General features: G+C 69.2%; 11 protein-coding genes. 6 read left to right on the top strand and 5 right to left on the bottom strand.

All coding sequences use genetic code 11. From position 1 onward, the window contains the following. From VFH59_RS16020 to VFH59_RS16010, 3 genes are all read left to right on the top strand, one after another. Positions 1-676 (top strand): M13 family metallopeptidase (locus VFH59_RS16020; RefSeq protein ID WP_325165908.1); only part of this gene is annotated, 676 nt, incomplete at its 5' end. Between the two features lie 209 nt (positions 677-885). After that, a complete protein-coding gene (gene rapA / locus VFH59_RS16015; RefSeq protein WP_325165907.1) occupies positions 886-3,726 on the top strand; it encodes an RNA polymerase-associated protein RapA in 2,841 nt (946 codons plus the stop codon). A 121-nt stretch (positions 3,727-3,847) separates the two neighbouring features. Further along, complete coding sequence (locus tag VFH59_RS16010; protein ID WP_325165906.1) at positions 3,848-4,540, top strand: aspartate/glutamate racemase family protein; 693 nt, start codon at positions 3,848-3,850, stop codon at positions 4,538-4,540. Between the two features lie 75 nt (positions 4,541-4,615). Here the strand turns inward: VFH59_RS16010 and VFH59_RS16005 are convergent, their stop codons facing one another. The 5 genes from VFH59_RS16005 to VFH59_RS15985 all read right to left on the bottom strand — a co-directional run bounded on the left by VFH59_RS16005 (position 4,616) and on the right by VFH59_RS15985 (position 9,811). Continuing rightward, positions 4,616-5,977 carry an amino acid permease gene (locus tag VFH59_RS16005; protein ID WP_325165905.1) on the bottom strand — a complete coding sequence of 454 codons (1,362 nt, stop codon included), beginning with the start codon at positions 5,975-5,977 and terminating at the stop codon, positions 4,616-4,618. Between the two features lie 25 nt (positions 5,978-6,002). After that, positions 6,003-6,653 carry a rhomboid family intramembrane serine protease gene (locus tag VFH59_RS16000; RefSeq protein ID WP_325165904.1) on the bottom strand — a complete coding sequence of 217 codons (651 nt, stop codon included), beginning with the start codon at positions 6,651-6,653 and terminating at the stop codon, positions 6,003-6,005. 164 nt (positions 6,654-6,817) lie between these two features. Continuing rightward, positions 6,818-7,444, bottom strand: coding sequence for a C40 family peptidase (locus VFH59_RS15995; protein ID WP_325165903.1), 627 nt, complete (start codon positions 7,442-7,444; stop codon positions 6,818-6,820). A 236-nt stretch (positions 7,445-7,680) separates the two neighbouring features. Next, positions 7,681-8,367 (bottom strand): YggS family pyridoxal phosphate-dependent enzyme, encoded by a 687-nt coding sequence (locus VFH59_RS15990; protein WP_414655907.1) that lies wholly within the window; start codon positions 8,365-8,367, stop codon positions 7,681-7,683. Between the two features lie 10 nt (positions 8,368-8,377). Further along, a complete protein-coding gene (locus tag VFH59_RS15985) occupies positions 8,378-9,811 on the bottom strand; it encodes a M20 family metallopeptidase (protein WP_325165901.1) in 1,434 nt (477 codons plus the stop codon). Between the two features lie 218 nt (positions 9,812-10,029). On the opposite strand from VFH59_RS15985, the gene VFH59_RS15980 reads away from it, so the two are divergent. From VFH59_RS15980 to VFH59_RS15970, 3 genes are all read left to right on the top strand, one after another. Next, positions 10,030-10,377, top strand: coding sequence for a ComEA family DNA-binding protein (locus VFH59_RS15980; protein ID WP_325165900.1), 348 nt, complete (start codon positions 10,030-10,032; stop codon positions 10,375-10,377). A 236-nt stretch (positions 10,378-10,613) separates the two neighbouring features. Next, positions 10,614-11,066 carry an SET domain-containing protein gene (locus VFH59_RS15975; protein ID WP_325165899.1) on the top strand — a complete coding sequence of 151 codons (453 nt, stop codon included), beginning with the start codon at positions 10,614-10,616 and terminating at the stop codon, positions 11,064-11,066. A gap of 20 nt (positions 11,067-11,086) precedes the next feature. Further along, the gene (locus tag VFH59_RS15970; protein WP_325165898.1) at positions 11,087-11,626 is read left to right on the top strand and encodes a GNAT family N-acetyltransferase; all 540 of its coding nucleotides are present in this window, start codon (positions 11,087-11,089) and stop codon (positions 11,624-11,626) included. Positions 11,627-11,697: the final 71 nt, after the last annotated feature.

Raw genomic sequence — 11,697 nt, 5'->3', positions numbered from 1 at the left:
GACCGACCGCAAGGAGTGGGGCATGACCCCGCAGACGGTCAACGCCTACTACAACCCGACCGACAACACGATCAACTTCCCGGCCGCGATCCTGCAGCCGCCGTTCTTCTACGCCAACGGCGACGACGCGATCAACTACGGCGGCATCGGTGCGGTGATCGGCCACGAAGCGAGCCATGGCTTCGACGACGAGGGCAGCCAGTTCGACGGCGAAGGCAACAACGTCAACTGGTGGAGCAAGGCGGACCGCGCCAAGTTCGATGCCCGTGCGGACCAGCTGGTCGAGCAGTTCAACGACTACACGCCGATCAAGGACAAGCCGGACGTGCACGTCAACGGCCGCCTGACCCTGGGCGAGAACATCGGTGACCTGGGCGGCCTGAACTCGGCCTACGACGCGCTGCAGATGGCGCTGAAGAAGAACCCCGAGGAAGCCGGCTCCAAGATCGACGGCTACACCCAGGACCAGCGCTTCTTCCTCAACTGGGCCCGCGTGTGGCGCGGCAACATCCGCGAGAAGCAGGCACTGCTGCAGCTCAACACCGATCCGCACGCCCCCGCTTCGCTGCGCGCGATCGGTGCACCGTCCAACATGGACGCGTTCGCCACCGCGTTCCAGTGCAAGCCGGGCGACGCGATGGTGCGCTCGGGCGACAAGCAGGTGAAGATCTGGTAAGCCGTTGCCCTCCCCTCGCGGGAGGGACGGTCACCCGCTTCGAACCAAGGGCCCTGCTTCGGCAGGGCCTTTTTTTTGCCCGGACGGCAGCCGCTCGGCCGCCCGGAGGCGCGCACCGGTGCGCTTTGCCCATGGTCGCGCCCCGGCGGTTCCCTCTACACGGCCGGCAGCGGATAATCGGCGCCCCTTCATGCAACCTCGGCAGCACGATGTTCGTACCTGGTCAACGCTGGATCTCCACCGCCGAGCCCGAACTGGGCCTGGGCACCGTTCTGAGGGTGGAGGGCCGCGGCGTGCAGGTGCTGTTCGCCAAGGCTGGCGTGCTGCGTCCGTACGCCATCGATTCGGCCCCGCTGGTGCGCGCCGAATTCCGCCCCGGACAGCGGGTGGCCGGCAAGGGCCTGGCTTTCCTGGTCGAGCGTGTCGAGATCAAGGACGACCTTTTGATCTACCGCGGCGAAGGCCGCGAGCTGCACGAGGGCCAGCTCGACGACGAACAGAGCGTGAGCCAGGCCGATGACCGCCTGGTCGGCGGACGCACGGATACCGTGGCGCAATTCGAGCTGCGCCTGGAAGGCCTGCGTCGCCGCGCGCAGGCACGGCGCTCGCCGACCTGGGGCCTGGCAGCAGCGCGCATCGGACTGGTGCCGCACCAGCTGCGCGTGGCCGGCATTGCCGCCTCGCGCCGCCCGCCGCGCGTGCTGCTCGCCGACGAGGTGGGCCTGGGCAAGACCATCGAGGCGGGCATGATCCTCGCCCGCCAGCTCGCCACCGGACGCGCCTCGCGCGCCCTGGTGCTGCTGCCCGATACGCTGGTCTACCAATGGTTCGTCGAGCTGCTGCGCCGCTTCAACCTCAGCTTCGCCATCTACGACGAGGAGCGCTGCGAGGCCCTGGAGCAGTCCGGCGACGGTCGCAACCCGTTCGAGGACGAACAGCTGGTCATCGCCGACTTCCGCTTCCTGGAGGAAAACCCGAAGCGCGCACGCCAGCTGGTCGAGGCTCCGTGGGATCTGCTGGTCGTCGACGAGGCGCACCACCTGGCCTGGACGCCAGCGGCGGCCAGTCCCCGCTACACGCTGGTCGAGCAGCTGGCATCCCGGACCCCCGGCGTGATCCTGCTCACCGCCACGCCCGAACAGCTCGGCCGCAGCGGGCACTTCGCCCGCCTGCGCCTGCTCGATCCGCAGCGCTACCACGATCTGGATGTCTATCTGGCCGAAGCCGAGCGCTTCCAGGCGCTCTCGCCGATCGCCGACCGGCTGCAGTCGGGCGAGCCGCTGGAAGAGGCACAGCGCGCCACCCTGCGCGAGGTCTTCGCCGGCGACGAGGCCCTGCTCGCGCTGCTGGAGGACCCCGCGCGGCCGGCCGCCGCGCGTGAACTGCTGGACGCGCTGATCGACCGCCACGGCACCGGCCGGGCGATGTTCCGCAACCGCCGTGCCGGCATCGGCGGCTTCCCGCGCCGCGTGCCGGAGTGGCAGCTGCTCGACGCCGGCGCGCTGGACGAGAACGCGCGCCAGGCATTGCTGGCCGAATTCCACGCCGATATCCAGCAGCCGGCCCCGGCGCTGGAGCTCGACTACGGGACCGATCCGCGTCTGGATGCACTGGTCGCCCTGCTCGACGCGCACCCGCAGGACAAGTTCCTGCTGATCTGTCGCAGCCAGGCCAAGGTGCTGGCACTGGAAGAGGCGCTACGCACACGCACCGGCGCCGGCATCGCCCGCTTCCACGAAGGCCTCGGCATCGTCCAGCGCGACCGCAATGCCGCCTACTTCGCCCAACCCGACGGTGCCCGCCTGCTGCTTTGCTCGGAAATCGGGTCCGAAGGCCGCAACTTCCAGTTCGCGCACCGGCTGGTCCTGTGGGACCTGCCGCTGGATCCGGACCTGCTGGAACAGCGCATCGGCCGCCTGGACCGGATCGGCCAGACCCACGACATCGCGATCCACATCCTCGCCGTCCAGGACAGCGCGCAGCACGTCCTGGCGCGCTGGTACGAGGAGGGCATCGACGCCTTCCGCTCGAGCCCTGCCGATGGCCGCGAGCTGCTGCGCCGCTACGGCGAGCCGCTGGTGCGGCTGGCCGAAGAGCACGCGCGCAACGCCGACAGTCGCGACCAGGAACTGGACGCGCTGATCGCCGACACCCGCGCCACCCACGAGGAGCTGGCCACGCTGATCCGCGCCGGCCGCGACCACCTGCTGGAACTGGCCGCCAGCCGCGACCCGCACGCCGACGAACTGGGCCAGGCCTTCCGCCGCGAGGACGTCGACCCGTCGCGCGACGCCTATGTGCAGCGCCTGCTCGAAGCCTTCGGCATCCACGCCGAGGAGCTCGGCGGCCAGGTACTGCTGCTCGACCCGCAATACCTTTCCACCGATGCGCTGCCCGGCTTCGCCGAGGGCCCGGTCTCGGCCACCTTCGCCCGCGAGGTGGCGCTGGCGCGCGAGGAGCTGCCGCTGCTGCGCTTCGACCATCCACTGGTGCAGGGTGCGCTGGATTTGGCGCTGTCCGGCGAACAGGGCAACGCCGCCTTCATGGTCGACGACGCCCTGCCGCCGCGGAGCGCCCTGCTGCAGGCGGTGTTCCTGCTCGAATGCGTCGCGGACCGCGCCCTGGATGCCGAACGCTTCCTGCCCGCCCTGCCGCTGGCGGTGACCATCGACACCCGACTGGCCGAGCGGACCGGCTTCGAGCCCAGCGAGGCATCCGTGCGCAAGGCGGCCGACCGCAATATCGAGGTACCGCGTTATCGCAAGTTCCTCGCCAAGCTGGTCCCGCCGATGCTTGAGAAAGCCGAGGCCGTCGCCGGGGCGCAAGCGCAGCAGCACATCGCCGATGCCCTCGCCCAGGCCTCCGCCGAACTGGATGCGGAACTGGCCCGCCTGCGTGCGCTGCGCGAGGTCAACCCATCGATCAACCCTGCCGAGATCGCCGCGCTCGAGGCGGAACGGCAAGCCGTGCTCGCCACCCTGCCGCAGTCGCGCCTGCGGCTGGATGCCGTGCGCTTCGTCGCGAGCCCGGATTTCCTCGCGTTGCGCTGAGTCCCTGTAGGAGCGCACCCGTGCGCGACCCGAAGCGAGGCGGTCGCGCACAGGTGCGCTCCCACATGGGAGGCGGCCGCGTGCGCAGCTAGACTGGCGGCCCGTCCAGAAGGAACCCCGCATGCGCACCATCGGCCTGATCGGCGGCATGAGCTGGGAGTCGACCGTCGAGTACTACCGGCTGATCAACCGCGGCGTGCGCGACCGCCTCGGTCCGCTCCATTCCGCCCGCCTGCTGCTGGACAGCCTGGACTTCTCGGTCATCGCCGCCTGCCAGCGGGAGGGCGACTGGGACCGTGCCGGCGTGTTGCTGGCCGAATCGGCGCGGCGCCTGCAGGCTGGCGGCGCCGACTGCATCCTGATCGGTGCCAACACCATGCACCGGGTGGCCGACGTCGTGGCGGGCGCCACGCCATTGCCACTGCTGCACATCGTGGACGCCACCGGCCGCGCGATCCGTGCGCAGGGCCTGGACACGGTGCTGCTGCTGGGCACCGCGTTCACCATGGAACAGCCGTTCTTCCGCGAGCGCATGCAGCAGGACCACGGCGTGCGCTGCATGGTGCCCGAGCCCGCACAGCGAGCCGAGTTGCACCGGGTGATCTACGAGGAACTGTGCGCCGGGCAATTCGGCGCGCGGGCCCGGGAATTCCTGCTGGGAATCATCGCCGATGGCGCCCGTGCCGGTGCCCGGGGCGCGATCCTCGGCTGCACCGAGCTGGGCCTGCTGCTGGGTGAGGCCGAGACTGGCATCCCGGTGTTCGACACCGCCGCGCTGCACGCCGCGGCGGCGGTCGAATTCGCGCTGGGCTGAGCCTTCCGGAAGGAGCGCCCTCGGGCGCGACCGCCGTTAGGATCGCCTCCGGCGCTCACCTGGTCGGCCGGCCGGCTAGGCGACCGCGAGTTCCGCGCGCATCCGCCGGTGGACGCCGAACCCCCAGTACGCCACGGTCAGCAACGCCACCCAGCCTGCGCCCACGTACAGCGCCACGCGGGTGTCGGGGCTGTAGCCGAGCATCACCAGCACGAACGCCAGGAAGGCAAGCGCCAATACGCTCGAGAGCGGCCACACACGCAACCGGAACGGCAGGGGTTCGGCCTGGCGACGGCGGAAGCGCCAGTGCGCCACCAGCACGGTGCCCCAGGTCCAAACCGTATTGAACGCGAGGATCGACATGATCATGCCGAAGATGCGCTCGGGCACCAGGTAGTTCATCAGCACGCCGAGCAGCAGGAAGAAGATCGTCACCAGCACGCCACGCACCGGCACGCCGCTCGGGTTCAGGCGACCCATCGCCGCCGGCGCCTGGCCCTTGCTGGCCAGGCTGTGCAGCATGCGGCTGCCGCTGAAGGTGGTGGAGTTGAAGCTGGACAGCGCCGCGGTGATGACCACGAAGTTGATCAGGCCCGCTGCCTGCGGGATGCCCAGCTTGGCGAAGGTGGTGACGAAGGGGCTGCCCTGCGTGCCCAGCTCGTCCCATGGGTAGATCGCCATGATCACGAACAGCGAGCCGATGTAGAAGATCAGGATGCGCCAGATCACCGAGTTCACGGCTTTCGGAATCGTGCGCTCGGGATGCGCGGCTTCGGCCGCCGCCATACCGATCGTCTCGATGCCGCCGAAGGAAAACACCAGCACCGGCAACGCCAGCACCATGCCGGTGAAACCGTTGGGGAACCAGCCGCCGTGCGTCCACAGGTTGGAGATGCCGACCGGGTGCCCGCCGTTGCCCCAGCCGAACCAGATGATGCCCAGGCCGCCCAGGATCATCAGCACCACGGTGAGCACCTTGATCAGGGCGAACCAGAATTCCATCTCGCCGTAGACCTTCACCGCCATCAGGTTCAGCCCGCCGATCATCACCACGGAAGCGAACGCCCAGATCCACTGCGGCAGCTCGGGGAACCAGTCCTTCATGTAGATGCCCACCGCCGTGCTCTCGGCAATCCCCACCCCCATCATCAGCACCCAGTAGTTCCAGCCGGTGAGGTAGCCGGCGTAAGGCCCCAGGTACTTGTGCGCATAGGTGCTGAAGGAACCGGCAATGGGCTCGTGCGCAGCCATCTCGCCCAGCGCACGCATGATCACGAAGATCATCGCGCCGCCGAACAGGTAGGCGATCAGCACCGAGGGCCCGGCCAGCTTGATGGTACTGGCCGAGCCCAGGAACAGGCCCGCGCCGATGCACATGCCAAGAGCCATGAAGGTGATGTGGCGCGGCGTGAGCTGCCGCTGAAGTTGCTCGCTCATGTGGGGCCTGTCGGGAAAGGAAAGGTCAGCGCATCAACCGGCGCTTCGGTTTGATCGGCAATCGTCCGCGCCAGTACTCGATCAGTACGTAGCCGCCGAGCATGCCACCCAGGTGGGCGAAATGGGCCACGCCGGCCTGCGTGCCGGTCACGCCCAGCACCAGCTCGATCACGGCGTACCCGGACACGAACAGCCAGGCGGGCATCGGCACGGGCAGGAAGATCAGCATCATCTTCTCGTGCGGGTACATGATGCCGAACGCCAGCAACAGGCCGAAGATCGCCCCGGACGCGCCCAGGGTGGGATAGAAGCCATGGGTGAACCACTGCACGACCATCAGTTGCGCCACCGCGGCCACGATCAGGCACACGAAGTAGTAGAGCAGGAACTCGCGCCCGCCGAAGAGCCGTTCGATCGGGCCGCCGAACATGTACAGCGCCAGCATGTTGAAGGCGATGTGTTCGAGGCCGCCGTGCATGAAGGCGTAGGTCACCAGTTGCCACGGCCGGAAGCCGATCGCGACCATGCCTTCGGGGGTCGGCAGGAACCGATCCGGCCCCCACGGCCACAGCGCAAAGTGCATCACCAGCACATCCCCCAGCAGCAGTTGCAGCAAGTACACCGCGATATTGGCGATGAGCAGGTTGCGGGTGACGGGCGGCAGCTGAAAAGGCATGGATGATCCGGCGGACGAGTCCTCGTGAGGGTAGCGCAAACCGCGCTGGAGAGCCGGAGAATCCAGCGCCCGCGTGCGGTGTGCGGTATGCCGGGCACCCGATGGCACCCCATGAAAAAAGGCCGCCTGCTGGCGGCCCGACTGCGGAAACCCCGTGGTTTCCCTCAACCGTTGCGCGCAATCCCCTCGGGGCGGCGCGCGCCGGCAAAGCGCCTGGCCCAATAGGTGTCGTCGAGACTGGAGACTTCCACCGACTTGCCCGCCGAAGGCGAGTGGATGAAGCGCCCGTGGTCCAGATAGATGCCCACGTGCGAGATGTGCTTCCTGCCGCGGGTGCGGAAGAACACCAGATCGCCGGGCTGCATGTCGCTACGCTCGACCCTGGCGCCGGCCAGGAATTGCCGCGCGGAGTTGGCCGGCAGCTGCAGGCCGATCGCATGTGCGAACACATAGCGGACGAAGCCGCTGCAATCGAACCCGGTGGAAGGCGAATGGCCGCCCCGGACATAGCGCACGTCGCGAAGCTTCATGGCCAGCACGACCAATGCCTGGCGCACCCGCGAGACTTCGTCGACGGCGCCTGCGTCAGTGCCGGTCGCTGGCATCGGCACCGCCGGGCCGGCAGAGAGTGCGGCGCGGGCCACCGCCGGCGCCAGGCTGGCCAGGGGCAACGGGGACAGCAGTGGCGCGGCGACGGACGCCGGCACCGGGCGTTCGGCGGCCTGCACGGGCACGATCGCGAGCGACGCGGCAAACAGGGCGGCGGTCACGATCAGGCGCTGGCAGAGCATGCGGGAATGCCTTTGCGGGGGCGGGTCGGGCTTGGCCGAGGCGCGGTGGCGACTCAGGCGGGGAGCCGACGTTAGCAAAGCGTTTCCGACCGGTTGTTGGATTGCCGTTAACCGGACTCGGTCGTTGCGAAACGCTCACACCGGCGTGCGACAGGGAGCACGCCTGCCAGCCCGGTGCCAGGTCGGGCCCGCGCGGCGGGTGGGTTCACACAGGTGCGCTCCTGCCGGAAAGCGGCTCAGCGCTGGCCGAAGATCGCGGTGCCGATGCGCACTTCGGTCGCACCCTCGGCGATGGCGAGCGGGAAATCGCCGCTCATCCCCATCGACAGGCACGGCAACGTATGGCCCCTGGCCACGGCAGCATCGCGCAGGTCGCGCAGCTCGCGGAAACAGGCCCGCACGGCATCGGCATCCTGCGACTGCACGGCCATCGTCATCAGGCCGCGCACGCGCAGCGTGGGGTAATCGCGCAGGCGGTCGAGGAAGCCCGGCAATGCGTCCGGCGGGAGGCCATGCTTGCTTTCCTCCGGCGAGGTCTTGACCTGCACCAGCACGTCCAGCCCGCGCCCTTCTGGCTCCAGGCGCCGGTGCAGCGCGTCGGCCAGTTCCAGCCGGTCCAGCGACTGTACCTCGCTGGCCAGCCGCGCCGCGTCCCTGGCCTTGTTGGTCTGCAGGTGGCCGATCAGCACCCACTGCAACGGCAGGTCGGCCAGCGCGGCGGTCTTTTCGCGCAGTTCCTGGACCTTGTTCTCGCCGAAGCGCGTCAGGCCCAGCGCGGCCGCTTCACGCACCGCGTCCGGCCCGAAGGTCTTGCTGACCGGCAGCACCGTGACCTCGGCCGGCTCGCGCCCGGCCGCACGGCAGGCCGCGTCCACGCGTGCACGAACGTCCGCCCAGCGCGCCGCGAGCGTGTCGGCCGGCACACCCACCGCGTCAGCCCTTGCTGGCCTGCTCGCCGTGGCGGGCGATCACCTCGGCCACCACCATGCTCACCTTCTTGCCGGTGGGGATGTGCAGGAACTCGTTCGGGCCGTGCGCGTTGGAGTGCGGGCCCAGCACGCCCGTGATCAGGAACTGCGCCTGCGGGAACTTCTCGCCGAGCATGCCCATGAACGGGATCGAGCCACCCTCGCCCATGTGGGCCGCCGGCGCGCCGAAGTAATGTTCGGAGGCCTCGGCCACCGCCTGCTCGAGCCAGGCCGAAAGCTGCGGCGCGTTCCAGCCGCTGCCGTCCTTCTCGAGCTTGAAGCTGACCTTGGCGCCGTACGGCGGATCCTTCTCCAGCAGCTCCTTGAGGAACTTGCCCGCCTTGGCGCCGTTGAGGGTCGGCGGCACGCGCAGGCTCAGCTTGACCGCGGTGAACGGGCGCAGCACGTTGCCCGCGCTCTCCAGCGCCGGCATGCCGCCAATGCCGGTGACCGCCAGCTGCGGGCGCCAGGTGCGGTTGAGCACCAGCTCGACCAGGTCTTTGGTGACCGGCTGCATGCCCTCGACGAACGGGAACTTGTCGTACACCGCCTCGCCCAGCACCTCGGTGGAACGGCGCGCCTGCTCGATCCGCTGCGGCGGGATTTCCACGTACAACTCTTCGGGCTTGATCCGGCCGGTGGCCGGGTCCTCCAGCCGCGACAGGATCTCGCGCAGGATGCGGAAGCTCGAAGGCACCACGCCGGAGGCATCGCCCGAGTGGACGCCCTCCTCCAGCACCTGCACGGTCAATTCGCCGCCGGTCATGCCGCGCAGCGAGGTGGTCAGCCACAGCTGGTCGTAGTTGCCGCAACCCGAGTCCAGGCAGACCACCAGCGCGGGGTTGCCGATGCGTGCGGAAAGGTGGTCCACGTAGTGCGGCAGGTCGTAGCTGCCGGACTCCTCGCAGGCCTCGATCATGATCACGCAACGCGCGTGCGGCACGCCCTGTTCGGCCAGCGCCAGCAGCGCCGAGAGCGAGCCGAACATCGCGTAGCCGTCGTCCGCGCCGCCGCGTCCGTAGAGCTTGTCGCCCTTGATGACCGGCGTCCACGGGCCGAGGCCCTCGGCCCAGCCGGTCATTTCCGGCTGCTTGTCGAGGTGGCCGTAGAGCACCACCGTTTCCTCGCAGCCGGGCAGCGTGGCCGGCACGTCGATGTAGATCAGCGGCGTGCGACCCGGCAGCCGCACCACTTCGAGCGTGGCGCCCGGCAGCGAGGCCAGCTTGCCGCGCGCCCACCGCTCCAGCAGGTCCACCGCCTGGTCCATGAAGCCGTGCTCGGCCCACTGCGCGTCGAACATCGGCGACTTGTTGGGGATACGGATGTACTCGACGAGCTGAGGCACGATCTCGTCGTCCCACAAGCCACCGATGAAGCCGGACAGGCGCGCGGTATCCATGGGCGAGACTCCTTGATGCATAGGGGAAGCCGTCTAGTGTACCAGCGGCACCGGAACGGCCCGTCACGGCCCACAGCGCGTCGGACATCGCCCACAGGGGTGGGCGACCGCGACCGCCCGGACGCCGCGTTACCGGCCGACTGTGGCAGCCAGCGGCTCCGGCCACACTTGCCGGACGGCAATGGTGCCGTCCAATGCATCCCAGGGAGGGAAACCCCATGCAGTCGAAGTTCCGCCAACTGCTCGTCGCACTGGCCGTCGCGGCCTCGTTCGCGCTGCCGGCATTCGCCGCCACGCCGGTGAACGTCAACAAGGCCGATGCCGCGACGATCGCGAAGTCGCTGGACGGCATCGGCCAGTCCAAGGCGCAGGCCATCGTCGCCTGGCGCCAGGCGCATGGCCCGTTCAAGCGGGTGGAAGACCTGGCCCAGGTCAAGGGCATTGGCAAGGGCACGCTCCAGCGCAACCACGACGCCATCCGCTTCAGCGGCGACCTGCCGCCGCCGAAGGCGGCGTCGGCCAGGAAGAGCGCGCCGCACAAGGCCAGGGTCGCCGCCAAGGGCTGATCGCCCCTACCCGAGACACCTCCCCGGGCGCCTTCCCCGGGGAGCCGGTTGGGGCGAGGGAGGTCCTCACCCCCTCACGACAACCCTCCTCCAACCGCCCCCGGAGCGCGGAGCGCTCCTCCAGCCATGGCAGTGGCAGGCCACCGCCCAGGGACGGGCACCAGGTGGATGCTGCCGAGGCGGTGCGACGTCGCGCTTGCGCTACACTCGCGCCCTTTCCATGCCGCCGGCCCATCATGATTCTCCCGCGCTACCGCATTGCCGCCTCCACCATTGGCGGCGCCGGCAAGGGGCTGTTCCTGGACGAGGACGTGGCCGCGGGGCGGATCGTCACCGCGCCGGATGGGATAGACCGCACCTGGAGCACGGCCGAACTGGCCGCGCGTCCCGAGCTGACCTACGCCAGCGCGCGCTGGTTCGAGGATTGCTACACGCTTTCTCCCGACTGGCCGGACGAGTGCTACATCAATCACAGCTTCGAGCCCACCGGGCTGTGGCACCTGGGTTTCGTGTTCGCGCTGGCGGACCTCCCTGCCGGCACCGAGCTCACCGTGGATTATCGCCACCTGCTGCCGCCGGGCCAGGCCGAGGACTTTATCGACGCGGCCACCGGTGAGAAAATCATCGGGTACGGCTGGGCCGAAAGCCTGGCCTCAAGTACGCGTGCGCTGAGCCGATTGCTCAAGTAACGGCTGCTGTACCGACGACGATGTCCGATATTCCCACTCTCGAAACGCCGCGCCTGCGCCTCACCGCCTTGGCCGAGCGCCACTTCGACGACTATGCGGCCATGCTCGCCGACCCCGACAGCACGCGCTGGATCGGCGACGGCCAGCCGCTGGACCGAACCGGCGCCTGGCGGTCGCTGGCCATGCTGTTGGGGCACTGGGAGCTCCGCGGCTGCGGCATGTGGGCGCTCGAATTGAAGGACACGGGACAGTTCATCGGCCGGGCCGGCCTGATGTATCCGGAGGGCTGGCCGGACTTGGAGCTGGGCTGGATGCTCAAGCCCGAATTCCGCCATCGTGGCTACGCCACCGAGGCCGGCCACGCGATCCTCGACTTCGCCTGGAGCCAGCTGCACGCGCCGCGCGTCATCAGCCTGGTCCGTATCGGCAACGAAGCATCCGACCGCGTGGCCGAACGACTGGGCGGCGAGCACATCGAGGACATGGATTTCTACGGCAACCAGAACCACGTGTTCGCCTACTACCCGCCCTACCGCGAACCGCGGCGGGCCTGGGCCTAGCCCTCGGCGACACGCCCGGGCTGGCTTCCCTCACCCCGTTCGGGCGGACGCGCAACCGCGCCGGGAACACG

This window comes from Frateuria sp. (genome assembly GCF_035695185.1).
Taxonomy (GTDB): Bacteria; Pseudomonadota; Gammaproteobacteria; order Xanthomonadales; family Rhodanobacteraceae; genus Frateuria_A.
Note: the sequence above shows the minus strand (reverse complement) of the source record. Positions and strands in the feature narration are given on the sequence as shown.